This is a genomic window from Moraxella nasibovis, from assembly GCF_029581575.1.
In the GTDB taxonomy this organism is placed as follows: Bacteria; Pseudomonadota; Gammaproteobacteria; order Pseudomonadales; family Moraxellaceae; genus Moraxella; species Moraxella nasibovis.
This window is the reverse complement of the sequence record NZ_CP089975.1, coordinates 1,543,511-1,560,859: the sequence shown is the minus strand read 5'-3', so window position 1 is coordinate 1,560,859 and position 17,349 is coordinate 1,543,511. Positions and strand designations below refer to the sequence as shown.

At 40.4% G+C, this 17,349-nt stretch carries 10 protein-coding genes and 1 pseudogene; 8 read left to right on the top strand and 3 right to left on the bottom strand.

Annotated elements, in window-relative coordinates; all coding sequences use genetic code 11:
- Positions 1 to 121 precede the first annotated feature (121 nt).
- Both LU290_RS07495 and LU290_RS07490 read right to left on the bottom strand, forming a co-directional pair.
- Positions 122 to 406, bottom strand: a complete 285-nt coding sequence (locus LU290_RS07495; protein WP_277807986.1) for a hypothetical protein — start codon at positions 404 to 406, stop codon at positions 122 to 124.
- Positions 393 to 8,360 carry a two-partner secretion domain-containing protein gene (locus tag LU290_RS07490; protein WP_277807985.1) on the bottom strand — a complete coding sequence of 2,656 codons (7,968 nt, stop codon included), beginning with the start codon at positions 8,358 to 8,360 and terminating at the stop codon, positions 393 to 395. The genes LU290_RS07495 and LU290_RS07490 overlap by 14 nt, the downstream gene beginning before the upstream one ends.
- A 171-nt stretch (positions 8,361 to 8,531) precedes the next feature.
- On the opposite strand from LU290_RS07490, the gene LU290_RS07485 reads away from it, so the two are divergent.
- The 4 genes from LU290_RS07485 (at position 8,532) to LU290_RS07470 (ending at position 10,938) form a co-directional block, all read left to right on the top strand.
- Positions 8,532 to 9,473: a ribonuclease domain-containing protein gene (locus LU290_RS07485; protein ID WP_277807984.1), complete on the top strand. Its 942-nt coding sequence runs from the start codon at positions 8,532 to 8,534 to the stop codon at positions 9,471 to 9,473.
- Complete coding sequence (locus LU290_RS07480) at positions 9,470 to 9,763, top strand: barstar family protein (protein ID WP_277807983.1); 294 nt, start codon at positions 9,470 to 9,472, stop codon at positions 9,761 to 9,763. Before LU290_RS07485 ends, LU290_RS07480 begins: the two co-directional genes overlap by 4 nt.
- Positions 9,764 to 10,071: 308 nt before the next feature.
- Positions 10,072 to 10,572, top strand: a complete 501-nt coding sequence (locus LU290_RS07475; protein WP_277807982.1) for a hypothetical protein — start codon at positions 10,072 to 10,074, stop codon at positions 10,570 to 10,572.
- A 51-nt stretch (positions 10,573 to 10,623) separates the two neighbouring features.
- Positions 10,624 to 10,938, top strand: coding sequence for a hypothetical protein (locus LU290_RS07470; RefSeq protein ID WP_277807981.1), 315 nt, complete (start codon positions 10,624 to 10,626; stop codon positions 10,936 to 10,938).
- Here LU290_RS07470 and LU290_RS07465 read toward each other — a convergent pair.
- The gene (locus tag LU290_RS07465) at positions 10,923 to 11,846 is read right to left on the bottom strand and encodes an Arc family DNA-binding protein (RefSeq protein WP_277807980.1); all 924 of its coding nucleotides are present in this window, start codon (positions 11,844 to 11,846) and stop codon (positions 10,923 to 10,925) included. The two genes, LU290_RS07470 and LU290_RS07465, sit on opposite strands and share 16 nt — an antisense overlap.
- Before the next feature lie 165 nt (positions 11,847 to 12,011).
- Here LU290_RS07465 and LU290_RS07460 point away from each other — a divergent pair, with 165 nt between their 5' ends.
- The 4 genes and pseudogenes from LU290_RS07460 to LU290_RS07445 all read left to right on the top strand — a co-directional run.
- Positions 12,012 to 12,182 (top strand): hypothetical protein, encoded by a 171-nt coding sequence (locus LU290_RS07460; RefSeq protein ID WP_277807979.1) that lies wholly within the window; start codon positions 12,012 to 12,014, stop codon positions 12,180 to 12,182.
- 175 nt (positions 12,183 to 12,357) lie between these two features.
- On the top strand, positions 12,358 to 14,028 hold the full coding sequence (gene istA, locus LU290_RS07455; RefSeq protein WP_277807978.1) for an IS21 family transposase: 1,671 nt from the start codon (positions 12,358 to 12,360) through the stop codon (positions 14,026 to 14,028).
- Between the two features lie 9 nt (positions 14,029 to 14,037).
- A complete protein-coding gene (gene istB / locus LU290_RS07450; protein ID WP_277807977.1) occupies positions 14,038 to 14,778 on the top strand; it encodes an IS21-like element helper ATPase IstB in 741 nt (246 codons plus the stop codon).
- Between the two features lie 126 nt (positions 14,779 to 14,904).
- Positions 14,905 to 17,316 (top strand): annotated as a pseudogene (locus tag LU290_RS07445) (restriction endonuclease); the annotation flags it as partial.
- Between the last annotated feature and the right edge of the window lie 33 nt (positions 17,317 to 17,349).

The window sequence follows — 17,349 nt, the reverse complement described above, 5'->3', positions numbered from 1 at the left end:
TGGAGGTTTAGCAAATCAAAATCAAACAATTCAATGGGTTGCATCTGAAAATGTTGGGTTTCACATTCGTTCAACCCAACCTACGAGCTGGGTTACGCTGTCGCTAACCTAAGCCTACGGGCTAAACCTCAAATAAAAAATAAAAAACACCCAATGCATAAACTATAATTATCAAAGAAAACCAATAAAATCTTGATAGCTTGCTATCATTTGATTTTAGCTTATTTCCAAATGACCAAAAATCCCTGCCATTAACATAGTCATAAATATTCACAAAAACCATCAATGAAACAAATAAAAATATAAAAAATTCATAAAAATCAAAATAGTATTTCTTATCTAACTCAATTGATACAATGATGCTTATAGCAAAAGGAGCAGCAATAAGGATTTTATTTACACTCATGTTTCTGTTCCCCTCTAACATTTTGAGATATACAGCTATCATATATCGCATTAGTAATCGCATCATTCGTACCAATCTGATCAACAATGGCTGAAGTTTGTGGAGTTCTTACCACTCTTTCGGTTGCTGCAGACACACCGAGACCAACCACAGTTTTACCAAAACCTTCGTTTTCTATTTTCGTTGCGATAGCCAATGGCTCCGTCACTATTCTTAATGGGATGCTCATGATACCAGGCATAAAATGAGAAGTGTTTGATAGACCTTCCATTCCTTTTTGATTCATCTCTCTGCAATACCTAGTATTATGAATGGCGCAGGAAACTATCATAGGATTATCAGGATTCATCACCATTGCATTATTTGCATCTTTAGCATATTCTGGATAAATTGGTGCTTGTATTTTATTTGGGACATATGTATTGACTACCGTTGGTCTATAAGGCTGAACCCAGCCATCTGTCCAGCTATAATCATTTTGTATATCATTGACTTTGATAAAGCGTATTAAATTTTCATCAGGTTTGTGTAGACTACCCAAATTTTGTATAAGATTAAAAGTGGTAACACCATCTTTGGTGGATTGGTTTAACAGGCTCCATTTGCGATAAGGATTCTTCAAATCAAAATCTTCCAATAAATCTTCATTGTCAGCAGAAATTATAACCTTTGCTGCCCCCCTGCCAGACTGAAAATAACTTTCATGAATATTGCTCATATAAGTTTCACCATAACCCCTATGATTTGCCAACCTTAAAGCATCTTCAAATTGCTCCAATGTATATTCCTCACCATCAGCGGTTTTTAATCCTTCTCGTTTGGCTTTTTCAAAGAGAGATTTTGCCAACTCCTTTTCAGTTGGATGCAACTGCCTATTATTCACATCCGTATTCACCGCATAAGCTGTGCTACTGGTATCAAGCCCTGTGCTTGCACCCACTCCCATGATGAGAAGGGTTAGTGCAGAGTTGCTGATATTTTTAGCAGTGTCTTCATCCAAACCTTGTTCAGTGAGTTTTTCTGTCAGTTTGGCTTGTAGCTTGTTAAATGTGGGGGCAATACTTGCTACTGCTCCTGTGCTAAGCGTACCCTCTATCGTCCCAGTTGCCAGCAGCCCTGCAGCAGTATGCAATGCCACACGGTAAATCCCACCCTCTGCCCATTTTTTGGCTTCTTCAATATTGCCTTGTGCCAGTAGTTCAAGCTCTTTGTCTTGGGCATAATCGCCGATTTGTTTAGGTATTTCCCTCCCAAACTCTGTGGTAATGACTGTCTGAGCATTTAACTCTTTGGCCGCCTGCTCCTTATCAAAGTCATTGGTAATGATTTGATTTAGCTCATCTTGCACTTCTTGTCGGTTGAAGTTCTCCGTGTTGATGTGGGAGAGCCCTGCCTGATCTGTGATGGCAGAGTGGGTGGTGCTAGTTTTATTAACTGGGTCTATTGTACCATAGCCTAAGCCTTGTAGGGCAGGTTTTGCTTTGCCATCTGGACTGCTGGTGTCTGCACCGATACCAATGCCGACACTGATGGCATCACCTTCATAGCTTAGGTGATTTTCAATGTCTTGGGTTTGGATACCTTGGGCAAACTGGGTTTGGTTTTTACCTGCATCGGTGATGAGATAGCCGCCTGTGAATTTACCCATCCCTTGTACAGACAGGGTGGACTCTTTGGTTTTGATGCCTGATTGGTGGGTGACTTGTTTATAGCTTGCGTCTATGTCTGTTTTACCGCCATTGATACTGGCAGATTGTGGTACGCCTTGGAAGCTGACATCAAGACTGCCGCCCATTTGTTTTTGGTCATGGGTGTATTGGTAGCTGTCTTGACGGCTTTTGACGATCAGATCACCGCCTACTGTGCCTGTTAGATATGTGGTATCAAGATTGGCACCATCTAGGATAAGACTGCCACCAATGTCATTGACGGTTGTACCGCCAACAGTGACTTGGGTATTGGTGTGGGTTGTGGCAATCTCTTGGCTACTGCCTTTTGCTCTATTGGCATTAGCGGTAAAGCCAGCGGAGTTTGAGCTTAGTCCATCGGTGCCAAGATTGGCAGAGGCATAGACACCTGCTCCCCATCCTTTACTGCTGTTTTGGCTGTCTTGGGTGCTGGTCTGGGTTGAGGCTTGATAGATGACATCGCCCTCAACACGGTTGTATAGGTTTTCTTGAGCTGTGATGTTTGAACCTGTGATGGTGAGTGTGCTGTCAGCGCCTTTGCCTGACACATCAAAGATGAGATTGCCATCTGCATGAATGTTGGCAGCGTCATTGGTCTCTTGATGGCTGTGGCTGTCGCTTTTGGTGCTTTGACTGCCGATGGTAGCTTGGGCTCTGACAGAGCCTAGTTTGCCGTCTTGCAAGTTTTGATTAAGGGTGCGTATTTTAGATGCAGCTGCTAAAGTCCCCATGAGCTTAGCACGGCGAGAGTCGGTGTCTTGGGCAGCGTCTTTTAAGCTTTCAATGCTTTGTACATCACTCACAACACTGCTTGAAACACCGGCAGTCACCCCTGTGGTTTTTTGTAAGAAGTGTGATTCATTGCTGGATTGGATGTTTTGGCTTGTGATATTGACAGCTTGTGCTTTAAATAAGATATTGCCTGTATTGGCATCTGTCTCATCTTTTTGAGCGATGATGTCGCTGTTAATGACATCCACCCCGTCACCTGCTTCAAGGCGGATGTTACCCCCTGTTGTACCCACCAATGAGCCTGTGTAGGTGACTTGCTCATGGCTGTTTTCTTGACGAGTGTGCTGTTTGCCTAGGGTCACTGAGGCGGGTGCGGTGGTAAATATGCCTTTTTTGGTGGTTTGCTCGCTACTGTGGCTACTTAGACTGTCTGCGGTAGAGCCAATGCTAAGCTGTTTGTCGGCTTTAACAAGAATATCGCCATCCGCTAATACTTCAGTTGCCATCAAAGTAGTATTGACACCGCTGATGACTACTTGATTGCCGCCCACCTGATTTTTTATGCTGGTGCTGCTGTGCTGCTCAAAGCTAGACCGCTCGGTTTTACTGCCCGTTAAGCGGCGATTGGTGTGTAAACTTTCACTCTCTACACTCTGTGTTTGCCGACCTTCACCCATGCGTACATCACCGGTCGCCTTAACAGCAGTCACACCTTCCGACTGTACGCTTGAGCCTTGGATGTTAATGTCTGCATACTCACCTGTGGTTCTGATGATGGTGTTACCAGCACTTGTGATATTTGAACCCACATCGGTAGTTTGACTGTACTTAAAGTAATTATTGTCATCTGCCACCGCACTGATGTGATTGCTTACGGTAACAGTGCCGATGTCAATGCCGTTTTTGGCGGTCATTTGGGTATTGCCGCCTGCGTTGTCTGATGTGGCACCTTGATAGATGATCTGATTGCCACGCAGACTTAGGGTGGTTAATGGTTCGCCGTTTTCATCAGTTTTGTCTTTTAAGCCCTCACCAACACTGATGGTGGCGATGCGTGTGGTGGCGGTGTTGGATGAGTGACTTTGTCCTTGTGTGTTTGTTTGGGTGGTGGTTAGACTTTGGTTGATGATTTGGTTGCCTGCATCTAGACTCATGGCACTGTTTGCATACATGGTGCCATGATTGGCAATGGTGTTATCTGCTGTGACAGCGACAAAGTTACCATAAATGGTGCCTGTATTATTGACATTATTTGCTTTGATGCTCATGGTGTCTTTGGCAATGACATTACCATTGTTATCCAAGTTGCCAGTCAGCTGCATGTTGACGCTTCTGGCAGAGACAGCACTGTATCTACCATCAGGGGTAAGCGCACCTGTGGCGATGTTGGCAGAACGCAGATACAGCTTAGGCACCAACACTTCTTCTGTTTTGGTGATGGTATTGCCATCTTTGTCTTTGATGGTGTAGGTAATGGACTGTTTGACCAACCAGACGATGTCTGTGGTAAGATTTGCCATCTGCTCGGGCGTGAGTGCCGTGCCAAGTGTGTAGCCGAACTGTTTGGCATGAGTGATGCCATTATCCATCAACTGTTTAAAGGCTTCTTCGTTACTGCGGTAATCGGTGTTGATGTGTCTGCCTGTCAGTAGATAATACTGATCTTTGATGCGCTGTTGCTCGCCATAGCCATCAGAGAGGCGTTTGTGGATATGGTTTGGGTCTGATTGTAGTGCTTTTAGCATATAATCAGAACCAAGCCACTGTTTGTAATCGGTGAAGGCGGCATCGGTTTGAACCAGTGGTTGATTTGGGTCGTCAGCGTTGATGATGTATAGGGCTGAAGTTGGTAAGGTGATGGTGTCATCACCCACATCCTTGATGATGGTAGAGGCATCATTGCCTGTGGCTGGTTTATCAATACCTGTGCTGCTTGGCGTGGTATTGATGGTGGCATTTAGGATGGGGAGCTCGTAAGTTGCTAGTGGTGCAAAGGATTGTACAAAGCTGCCGCTGCCGATATCCACACGCTTATGTCTGCGACCTGCAGCAGATGACTCAACCGTGCGGCTGACATATCGACCATTTTCCGTGACTTTGGTTTTTTCACCATACAGGCCATTGTCAGGTGTTTGCATGACAGTATCGCCAATGACAGCAAAGCCATGACCTGCAGTTATCTGGCTTTTATCATTAATTAAGGTATCGCCATGAATGATAAGATCATTACCTGCCACCATACGAGCAGGGTCAGAGGTGAGGGTTTTATCCTCATAGACCACAAAGTCAACAGTGATCTCATCAATCTCTTCACCAACGCGTTGGTCGCTTCCGTTTGCTTGTTTGACATATAAAGCACCAGTCGGTGCACCTTTTTTACTGGTTGGACCCAAATACGCTTCATCGGTGGTGTAGATGTTTAATGCCAAATCCACATCGCTTTTGTCTTTGACGAACTGACGGTTATACTCTCGAATCGCTGAATTTAGCGCTTCGATGGATGCAGCATTATCCTCTTCCCATTTTAATAAAGGACCCATGACCTTGGTATAATTGACCAATGCTTCATTATACTGTGTGCAAGCTTGGTTGCTTGCTTCTGCCAGCGCACAACTTTCGGCGGTTTCATTTTCTGGCAGATCAGGCTCATCTAACAGATCTTGAGCTTTAATGCTTGGGATAGACTCTTTGGGTGGCTCAATTTTAAAGTACGACCAGATGGCAGAATCATTGCCGTAGTTGATGATGCAGTCGCTACCCTCTGGGCAGTCAAACAATCCTGCCATGGGTTTATTGCCCAAATCATCAGTATTGGTGCTTTTTTGAATGACAGGAGCTGCCCCTGATTGCTCACGGTTGCGGTACAGCGTTTGCCCACGAACGGATTCTTCTACCACTTCAACCTTATGCTTTTTAAAGTCAGCATTGGTGTTTAATAAGGTTTTGGTATTAACCACCATCTCCCCACCAGATTCGATGGTCGCTCCTTTGTTAACAACCGTCTGTGCTTTGCCTGCAGCTTGATGCTTGTCATCAAGACTGCCGCCGATGTGCAGGCTGCCTAGGCTTGTGATTAAGGCTTGACTGTCGAAGTTTTCGTTAAATTTGCCCGCTCTGTCAGGGTTGGGGTTGTTGTTTAATGTGTTAACACCAATATCCAGACGCTCTCTGGCTGCAATCACAGGGGCGGTGTGATGGCTGTCGGTATCACTGGCTTTGGCTGGGGTGTTGTTTAGGGTGTCGGCAGTAATGGCAAGGTGTGTGCCATAGATACGGCCACCAGCCAAGTTATCGATGGTGTTTTTGGCTTTGATGCGTGTGTTTTCACTGTTGATCAAGCCTTGGTTTGTGATGTTAGTTTGACTGGTTATCTGTGCAAGATGACCGCTTGTCATACTGCCTGTTTGGGCATTGTCAATGTGACTGGCATTCAGTGTCAAATCTTGATTGGCAGTCAGTTGGCTTTGGTTTACCAGCTTGCCAGCGGTGGTTAGCGTAAGATTGTTTGCAATGAGCTTGTCATCATCCGTATGAGTGTAGCCCACTTCTTGGGTGATGGTCAGCGTGTCAGCCGTGATGCTGCCGCCGTTTTGTAATTCTTTGGCAGCAATGTCTGCTTGCTCTCTTGCAGTGATACTACCACCTTGATTGATGATGTTGTCTTTGGCGATAAGTGTCATATCACCGCCGCTTGTCAAACTACCCTCTGCGTTAATGATGGTAGATTCACTGTCAATCACCATACCATCTTTGGCACTAATATCGCCTTTGCTGTTGTCAAAGCTGGTTAATTGCCAGTTAATGTCACCTAAAGCGATTTTACTGTCGGTGTTGGCAAGAGTCTTGGTGTTTAAGGTTTGTGCATCAATGGATGCTTGATGGGTGTTCTTTGTCTGATTGGCGGTGATACTAATGTCGCCTGTGGCTGTGATGAGTGCTTCATCGTTTGTATTGGTCAAAGATTTGGCTGTGATAAAACCATCAGCACTTGGTACTGGGATGGACTGAGCTGTGTCTGTGGTTGCAGGTGTGACAGTGTTTGATGAGTTGGCAGTGTTGGCTGTTGTATTGTCTTTAGAATCACTACCAATAGTACCAGCACTTTGATCGCTGCTGGGCGTGCTTGGTGCATCAAGGGTGGTTTGCTCATACAGACTTTGACCGATGACGGCTTTATTGCTGTTGGTTAGGGTGTCTGTGCTGATGTGAAGGCTGCCTGTGCCTGTTTGAATAAGTTTGCCTGTGTTATCAAGCTTACCAGTGGTGATTTGTAAAACACCACCATAAATGCTGCCTTGATTGTTTAAAGTATCGGCAGCATCAATAGCGGTGGTCTGAGTGCTGTGGATGGTGCCTGCGCTCTCAAGGTCTTTTGTATTGATGGTGATGTCAGCTTGTTCACTCAGTAGCGTGCCATCGTTTTGGACAGAATGATTATGGGTGCTAACGGCAAGTTTGTCTTTGGCAGACAGTATGCCAGTATTAATAAGATTGCCTTGAGCATCTAGGGTCAGTGTGCCAGTGCCTACCTGTACGCCTTTGCCATTTGCTGTGATGCCCCCTTGGTTATTGACCCCAAAGCCTTTATCTGTACCAATCAGATGGATTTTACCAGCATACATACCGCCCAAAGATGAGATGTCTAGGGCAACGCCCCTCTGTTCTTTATTGGTGGTTTGACTGGCGGATGATACACTGGTTTGTTTATTAGTGGCATTAAGCTTGGTAAAATCACCATTTTGAAGACTGACTTGGTTTTCACCTAGAATAACATCTAATACATTACCTGCATAAATCTCATCATTGATTTGGGCAGTTTTGGTAATTAAAGCGGCATAATCGGTGTTTTGTAGGTTTAATTTGCCATTAACAGCAATATTACCTACACCAACTTCATAACCTGTCAACTGCCCTTGATGAACCTGACTGTTTGCCGCTGCCAGATGGACATTACCTGCATTGATAAAGCCAGCACCATTCACCACAAGCCCTGACGGGTTGGCAATGATGACATCGGCTTTTTGTCCTGCAATTTCAATAAAACCACCCAAGTGGCTTGGATGGTTTGAATTGACTTGGTTTAAGATGGTAGAAGCTTCGCCACGAGCCATAAAAGGGTTGGCTGCCACAAAGCCTGCAATTTGGGTATTTGTCGCTTTACGGTTGTTATTTAAAACCAAGCCTGTGCTGCCGACATCAAACTGGCTGTAATGGTTGTTAGACAGACCCTTGTCATTAGGGGTAGCAATATTAACAGAGACAACACCACTGGCGGTAGGCAGAACAATGGGTTGTAGTGATTTATCGGCAGATGGATCAGCGATGACGGTGGTGGCGTGGGCGGTCATGCCTAGCCCAAGCAGAAGTGATAGTGTAAGAGTCTTTAAACCAAAACCAACAGGTGATGACGCAGCCGGCATACTACCGGCCATGCTTGAGTTATCGGATTTGCCTTGCGATCTTGTCTTTTCAGAAACCACCACAAGTCTGCCTAGGCTTTTGCTAAAAATCACACGATAACAAAAACGGTTCATGATTGCACACCTATCTTACACTACCAAATTCTAATCTTAATGTACCAAAATACTTGCCAATTTGCCAATTATTAGCAACAAAGCAGTAATATTTTGTGAATATTAGCACAGATATTCTTAAAAATAAAGTCTTATCTATTTAAGAATTTAATTTTTATTTTTCGATATAAAATGACTTTGGTTGAGGCTGAAGAATTAACCAATCTAGTTATTTTAGACCAAGTTGGAAATTGGTTAATAGATAAATATAGCCACAATCCATCATCACTCAATCATAGTGAACTAACAGCTTTAGGCGATATACTAAACTATTATTATGCGAGTGGTAACAGCTTATCATATATGCAGTCCATGCTAACAAATTATCCTGGGGCAACTCTCAAACCAAATGATTATTTGTTTAATAAGGGTACAGGCGGCGAATATGAGAAAATTTTTTGGAATGCTGCAACACAACGCAATATAAACAAGCAGGTTAGTGATGTTGCATCTTTGGGTGGCGATGCTGTATTTGCAGCTCCTGGAAAGGTAATGAATGTTGTTCGCATTGCCACAGGTAGCACTATGATAGCAAGCGGCATTCAGAGTGTTAAACAAGGAAAAACAGGACAAGGCTCTTTTCAGGTTGTGGCTGGAACTTTAATGTTTGTGCCGATTGGTAAGAAAGCAGTCTCAACCAATCAACTAAGTTTATCTGGCACTATTAGCCATGTAAATGGGTATGCTACCAGCTCTTATAGTGGCATGAGGCTAAATTTGGATCTTAGAACTACTGAAGCAGCAAACTCTCTTATTGAGAGCTTGCGTTCAAATGGAAGGTTGCCTAGTCATTACATTACAAAAATTGAGGCGGGGAAAAATGGATGGCAAACAGGAAAGGCTTTAAATAGCACAAACCCAGGTAAGCAAATTGGAGGAGATATTTTTTGGAATACTCCCAGTGTTGTACCTAATGCACCTAGGAGAATCTGGTATGAGGCGGATGTTGGTCTTACAAATACCATATCCAGATCAAAACAACTAGGTACAAGACTCTTGTATTCAAACGATGGTTTGTTATATATTACAACAAACCATTATCAATCTGTAACTTTTATAGGTAGATGGAAATGAATCAAATTATGATTGATGGTAATATTGTTAAAACTGAAAAAGATTTTCATAGAACCTTGGCAATTCAGTGTGATGTAACAGAGTTTTATGGGTATAATCTTAATGCTCTTTGGGATTTGCTTTCCTGGGGGGTGGAAAGACCGGTTTGTATTATTTGGAATAATTCTGAAAATTCAAAAAAATTCATGGGCGCGTCAGTATTCTACCAAATCATTAATGTCTTACAAAGAGTTAAGGAGCAAGATGAGAGTTTTGGCTGGGCAGATCGTTTTGATTATATAATAAAATAGACTTCAGGCTAATTATAGCTCATAAGACAACCAGCGATAGTGTAACTTAGCATTATGATATAACTCCTTGATTTTGTTGGGTTTCGTACCTCAACCCAACCTACCGAGCTACGATGATGAATAATAATTGCCAAGGGTGTTGGAGGGCGCAAACTCCCGATGGTGCCTGGGTGGTATATAGACCTGCTGGCAAAGCAAGCAGAGACACTTTACCAACTACGGCAACGGTAGAAATCCATAATTTGCCAAAAAATAAATCTCATAACAGTAAAACAAACTTAAAACTCAAATTCCCCAAGGAATAATTTATGAAAATGAGCACTCTTAATGCTGAGCGTATTCAATGGTTTTTAAATGTGTTAATTGATGATGGGTTGTGTTGTGCATTTTTATTGACTGTCGGAAACCCTAGTCCTTGGCAGTTTAGCGTGGAAGCAATTTATAGATTGGTTATGTGCGATATAATCATTTTTGATCCAGATGTACTTATAAAAGACCCCAGATGTCATGAGACAACCTATGAAAATATTGATGATTTTTGCATGCAGTTATCCAACTCCATTCCATATGAGGATAATATTTGGTATGTGTCTGAAGCCAGCTTAACCCCCAAAGGTCGCTCGCTGATTGAGTTATATTTTAAGGATTTTGATACCGAGCAAATCAATGTTCCGTTTATCGAGCATTTGGAGCGTATTTTTGCAGAACATCAAGTGCCTTGGGATGAGGAAAACCCGAGGTTTCCAGTTGATGTATCAAAACTTCAGCAATCCAGCAAAAAGAACACATCATCAGCCGACCAAGACTGATTGTGGGTACTTTGGTAGTCGTGTAGGGTGGACTTAGTCCACCTATGCTACTTGTCAAAGCTAGATATCGCCACCACAAATGAGCTCATCAACAACCTCTCTCACAAACTTGCCGCAGGTCTGACAGGCTGTCTATCCGCCAAAGCCAAAGACAAATCTTGTGAAGCAGGAGCAGTCGGTGCTGTTATCGGTGAGATGGTGGGTGATTGGATGGTGAATGATGACATCCAAGCTAAAATCAACTCAGGAGAAATCAGCCCAGGCACACCAGATTATAATAAAATCCTAAATACTGCAAAACTTGCCGCAGGCTCTGTAGTGCTATTGTGCGATGCAGGACTAAATTTCAATTACCGACCCTTATAAGTATCAATCGCAATACATAAATCTTTCCACCCCTGCCAATATTCATTATCTTTTTGCTGCAAATACATTTGTTTGTCCCAGATATCATCCGCCCAGTAGCTAACTGGTTCCCTACCAATGACTTTCAGCGGGTGTTCACCTCCTCTGATTAGCTTTTCGTACTTATCAGGGCTGATTAAATAACTGATTGTTTTTAGCTTTTTGTCGCTTTGCTTAATATTTTTGAGAGCTGCAACGAACTCCGCCTGATCTCGAGTACCTGTAACACCTACCACATGACTTAAGTGAATATTGGTATCAAATACTCTTGCTTGTCTAACGCTGTATTGCTTGATAATCAGTACTTCTCCTGCTTCGCTATTATTTCTGATAAAAAGAACTTGCTCAACATCATTAAAGCTCTCCTCTGGCGTAAAACAAAACTCCACAAAACTTTCCGCTGAAAACATTGATGGTGCGCATAGTGTAGGATAGCACGCTCCTATGTCAAAACTTAGCCATTCAGGGCTAGCGCCTAAAAAATGCGCCAACATATCTAGTTGTGCAAAGGTAGGTTCAAGTCTACCTTGAAACCACTTTTCTACCATGGATGCTCTATCAAAGCCCAAATCGTGAGCAATGAGTGCTGGAGTCAAGTATGGTGCACTAGGGATATGAGATAATTCACCCAGCAGACTATTGAGTTTATCTCCAATATTTTTTGTTCTGCTGGAGGCTTGATGCCTTGTAATTAATTCCTCTAACTTATCAAGTATGTCAAAGTGAGCATCATCCAGGCCAACAAAAGATTTTTGCAACCTATCTCCAAGCTCTGCATTCAATGAGCGATTATTTTTTCGAGCTTCATTGTGTATGCGCTCCTTTAATTCGATAGGTAAACGCAAGTTAACCTGTACTTCAGCACTCATATTATACCCCAACTGACTAAATCATCCTATTATATACAATGCTCTATAAAATAGCATTATTTAGTCACTAAAAATATTATTTTAATATTAAAATTTCTTGACTTAAGTATCATTATTATATTAACATACGAAACCTGGATGTAAAAAGAAAATATAGAGGTAATTATGTTAGACTCTCAGACGATGGAGCAATTAAACACCAAAATTCCATCAGAATTAAAAGAATGGGCAAGACAACAAGCAGCGCAGGACTTTCAGTCATTGTCTGGCTTTGTTGCCAAGCTGATTAATGAAGAAAAGATTCGACGAGAAAAAAAGATAACACAAGAGAGCTGATTTGTTTGCAGATGTGTGATATTTAAACTGAGATGTAAAAAAGGAGTAGTTAATGAAGTAGAGCTATAATATTTTTTAATCATTGATTGCAAAACACCCCTGACGGCAATCAGGGGTGTTGATACAAAATGTCTTTTAGGTAGAGACATATGTATTATCTCTTGAAAGGCTTGATATGTCAAGCTTTTCAAGAGTTTTGCAATCCTCAAAATTTAGATTAACCCTTAATTTATATCCAATGAGAATGCAACTTATGAAAATAGCTAACAAAATCATCCGTGCTGTGCTACGGCAAATCAAGCAAGAACTAAGCAATCGTGAAATTGCACGCAATCAGAAGATTTCACCAACAACAGTGGCTAAAATACGGCAATTATGCAATAACTGTACGGTGGATATTGATGAATTGCTGACTGTCAATGACCTCGAAATGCGTAGACTGCTAGGAATTGAAAAGGTCTACAATCCACACAAGACCAAGCATGTCAAGTCCCATCCTGATTGGGCATATATTGATCAAGAAATGTCACGGCCTAATGTGACTTTAGAGCTACTATGGCAAGAATTTAAAGCCGTTCATCCTGATGGCATCGGCTACTCCCAGTTTTGCGAGATGTATCGCAAATACAAGAAAACTGTACGCCCAAGTAAGCGACAAACTTATAAAGCTGGCGAAATGGTACAGGTAGATTTTTGTGGTCAAACAATGCCAATCTATAATGAACAGACAGGTCAAGTCGCCATCAATGCTCAAATATTTGTCGGTATATTGCCAGCATCAGGCTACATCTTTTGCACTGCTGTCGCCTCACAAAAGGTTGATGACTGGCAGATGTGTCATATTCGCATGTTTGATTATTTTGGTGGAGTGCCTCAAAAGCTTATCACTGATAATTTAAAATCTGCCGTGATCAGCAATAATAAAACTGGAGTGCATCTAAACGCCTCTTATAGTGAGCTTGCTGATCATTACAATATTATAATTTTTCCCTCGCGTCCAAGAAAACCTCAGGATAAGTCTATGGCGGAATTAGCAGTGCGCATTGTGCAAATGGGTATTTTGGCCAAATTAAGAAACCGTAAATTTTTCCATCTTGATGAATTGAATGATGTGCTTGCACAAGAACTTGTTATTTTAAATACAAAAACAACCAAGCGCTATCCAGAGAGTCGCTACACTTGCTTTAGTAAGACCGATCAGCAATTTCTTAATCCACTACCTGGTAGAGGATACGAAGTATGCCAATGGACCTATCATCTTAAAGTTTCTGAGTTTTATACAGTAACCTTGGAAGGTATTGGATATTCCGTACCTTATCAGTTTATTGGTCAATATGTCGATGCTAAAATGACAGATCGGACAATTGATCTGTACTTAAATAGAGAATTGATTGCCAGCCATGCACGTATCCTATCAGGCAATAGCATCTTAAATGAACACATGCCAAGAAATCATCAACTACAAGATGAGATGCAACCAGACAGACTGGTTGCTTGGGCGCAAAGCATCGGTGTGCAAATCAGTTTCGTCATTCAAAAGATATTGAGTAACAAATCAGGATATGCCAACAATCTTAAAAAGCTTAATCAATTAAAGCGATATCTGTTTGAAAACAAAGTTCCAGCCTTGCAAATCGAACAGGGATTTGACTATATACAAAAACTTAATATCAATGCGATTGACAGAATTGTTTCGGTATTTAAAAACAAAGTTTATCAAAAGAATAATCATCTGATTGTTCCAACCATGGAAGAGTTAGATGTTGTGTTTTCTAAAAATCAAACACACGAAAATATCCGTGGCTCAAGTTACTATGCAAATCAATACAACACGATTTCAATCTAGGAGATAAGTATGTCTAACAACAAAATAATATCTAAACTCAAACAGTTAAAACTTAGCCATGCTGCCAATTACTATGAAGCTCAATATCTAACGCCAAGCAATCCTCAAATTGGTACAGCGCAACTCATTGATGGCATGTTGGAGCATGAGATTAATCAACGACATAATAATTATGTCAATAAATTAATCAAAAATGCCAAATTTCGCTACAGTAAAGCCAGAATTGAAGATATGGATTATAGTAGTAAAAGATTAAACCCTGATGCCATTTCGCATTTATTGGAAGATGAATGGATAGATAAACATCGAGGTGTCATTATTGTAGGAGCTACTGGCACGGGTAAAACTTGGCTGGCTTGTGCCTTGGGTAATCATGCTTGCCGCAATTTAAGAAAAGTGATGTTTGTTCAAGCTGCTGATTTGTATGAAGATATCATTTTGTCAATCGCTGATGGTAGTATTGCCAAGGTTAAGCAAAAATATTGCAAGGTGGATTTGTTAATCATTGATGACTTTGGCATAGGTGAATTGCTACCACAGATATGCCCTGTGTTACTGGACATTATTGACAAGCAATCTAGTGTTGGAGGTCTGATGATAACTAGTCAGTATCCTGTTGCAAATTGGCATGATTTATTTTCTGAGGCGACCATTGCTGACGCTATATTAGATCGCATTATTCACCGATCATATCCTATTACATTAACAGGGGAATCCATGCGGAAAAAATCGACTTATATGATCAATTAGATTTATCCAAATAACAATCATATAAAAAAATCAAATGACCAGCATTTATCGGAATGACTGGTCATTTTAAATTGGAATCTTTGTCCATTTGGGGCTGGAATAGGTGGTCAAAAAGGTATGGATTTTGCAGATAAATTGGATAGTTTGTATTTTAGTGTAGAAATGGAAACAGGTACAGGCAAAACTTTTGTTTATTTAAATACCATTTTTGAGCTTTATCAACGCTATGGCTGGAGAAAATTTATCATTGTTGTGCCAAGTGTCGCCATTCGTGAAGGTGTATTGCAAACTTTAAATAGCACAAAAGCCCATTTTAAAGATGAATTTAATTCGCCCATTTATCATTATGGCGAATATAGCGGTCAAAAAACCAATGTATTAAAACATTTTGCGACAAGTACAAATATTGAAATTTTGGTGATGAATATTCAGTCTTTTGAAAAAGAAAGCAATATCATCAATCAACAGCGAGAAAATGGCGTGTTAATGGATTTGATTCAAGCAACAAACCCAATCATTATTATTGATGAACCACAAAATATCAGCAGTGATAAACGCAAAAATGCCATTGAAAATTTAAATCCATTATTTACGATTGGATATTCGGCAACGCATAAAGAAATTATCAATAAAGTATATAGCCTAAATCCTGTACAAGCATTTGAAAAGAATTTGGTAAAACAAATTGTTGTCAATTCTGTGGTGTCGCAGGATAAAAATAATGCTTTTATTGAATTAAAAGAAGTGGTCAATAAAGGCGGATTAAAAGCCAAAATACTTATTGATGTTAATGAAAATAAAGAATTAAAAAGAAAAGTTGTTACTGTAACAACCAATGACAAAAATAATGATTTATATAAACTATCAAAACAAAATCCCAACTATCAAGGGTTTATGGTTACAGGCATTGATTTAGAAAACAAAATAGTTAGATTTTCTAATGGCGTAGAAATTGCCCGTGGCGTAAATTTGGATTATCTTAAAGATGATATTATGAAACAGCAAATTCACGCCACAATTAAAGCACATCTGCAGCGTGAAAAGCAGTTAAATCCATTAGGCATTAAAGTATTGTCGCTATTTTTTATTGATAAAGTGGAAAATTATCGCACCAATGCACAAGGTGAATTGGGGAAATTTTATGAGTGGTTTGAAGAATTGTATGAATTAGAAACCAAACAATCAGCAAGTGGCGTACATAATGGCTATTTTAGCCAAGACAAAAAAGGCAATGCCAAAAATAGTAACGGCACAACCAAAGATGATAACGATGCTTATGAATTGATTATGAAAGATAAAGAACGGTTATTGTCTTTTGATGAGCCTGTGCGATTTATTTTTAGTCATTCGGCATTAAAAGAAGGTTGGGATAATCCCAATGTTTTTCAGATTTGTACTTTAAATGAAACCACATCTACCATTAAAAAACGCCAAGAAATTGGGCGTGGACTTCGTTTACCTGTGAATCAAAAAGGTGAGCGAATTTATGATGAACAGGTTAATATTTTGACCGTGATTCCCAATGAAAGTTATGAGCAATTTGCCAGCAGTTTACAGCAGGAATATGTTGATGATTGTGGTGTTAAATTTGAAAAATCTAATATCAAAGACGCTAAAAATGAACGCACGGTAACTTATCGTTTTGATGCGTTTACCGACCCACTATTTTTACAAATTTGGGAGCGTGTTCGCCAAAAAACCAAATATCGTGTTGCATTTGATAGCGATGAATTGATTAAATTGGCAAGCCAAGCATTAAACAAAATGCCAGCCATTGCCAAACCAAAAATTGAAATTAAAAAAGCACGACTCATTCAAAATAGCGAAATGGGTGTACAGGCAGAAGAGGTTTATTCTGATTACCAGTATTTGGACAAAAAAATTGCCATACCTGATATTTTAAAGGCATTGCAAGAAAAAACAGGTCTAACCCGCCAAACTTTGGTAGAGATTTTAAAGCAATCTGGCAGAATTGATGAGATTAAAAATAACCCACAACGCTTTATTGAAATTGTGGCAGAGATTATTAACCGTCAGTTGCAATCATTGATGATAAATGGCATTCAATATGAACAACTTAATGATATGTATGAGCAAAGTTTGTTTGAAACTTATCAAATTTATGCCAATGATTATACTTTTGATGTCAATAAAATGGATAAAACCATTTATAATGGTATATTGGATTTGGATTCAACCACTGAGCATCAGTTTGCAACCGATTGTGAAAATTATGATGAGCAAGTGGCGTTTTATTTTAAATTACCCAAAAAGTTTAAAATCCCAACACCAATTGGTAATTATAATCCTGATTGGGCGGTTGTCATCAATAAAAATGGCGAGCAGGTTTATTTTATTGCTGAGACTAAAAATACAGGCGATAAATCCATTCAAGATGGGGTGGTGGTTGATAAATTGAGGTGGGAAGAGCGGTTTAAAATTGCGTGTGCCAAACGATTTTTTGAAATAAATGATGAAGTAGGCTATCAAGTGGTGCAAAAAGTTAATGAATTGACCGAAAATAATAAGGTGTATTAAATGATGCAAATATGCTAAAATAAAGCATTTTTT

Bases quoted from the DNA above. Each gene is read 5' to 3' on its own strand.
- LU290_RS07495 (WP_277807986.1), bottom strand. From the start codon at position 406: ATGAGTGTAAATAAAATCCTTATTGCTGCTCCTTTTGCTATAAGCATC.
- LU290_RS07490 (WP_277807985.1), bottom strand. From the start codon at position 8,360: ATGAACCGTTTTTGTTATCGTGTGATTTTTAGCAAAAGCCTAGGCAGA.
- LU290_RS07485 (WP_277807984.1), top strand. From the start codon at position 8,532: ATGACTTTGGTTGAGGCTGAAGAATTAACCAATCTAGTTATTTTAGAC.
- LU290_RS07480 (WP_277807983.1), top strand. From the start codon at position 9,470: ATGAATCAAATTATGATTGATGGTAATATTGTTAAAACTGAAAAAGAT.
- LU290_RS07475 (WP_277807982.1), top strand. From the start codon at position 10,072: ATGAAAATGAGCACTCTTAATGCTGAGCGTATTCAATGGTTTTTAAAT.
- LU290_RS07465 (WP_277807980.1), bottom strand. From the start codon at position 11,846: ATGAGTGCTGAAGTACAGGTTAACTTGCGTTTACCTATCGAATTAAAG.
- LU290_RS07460 (WP_277807979.1), top strand. From the start codon at position 12,012: ATGTTAGACTCTCAGACGATGGAGCAATTAAACACCAAAATTCCATCA.
- istA (WP_277807978.1), top strand. From the start codon at position 12,358: ATGTCAAGCTTTTCAAGAGTTTTGCAATCCTCAAAATTTAGATTAACC.
- istB (WP_277807977.1), top strand. From the start codon at position 14,038: ATGTCTAACAACAAAATAATATCTAAACTCAAACAGTTAAAACTTAGC.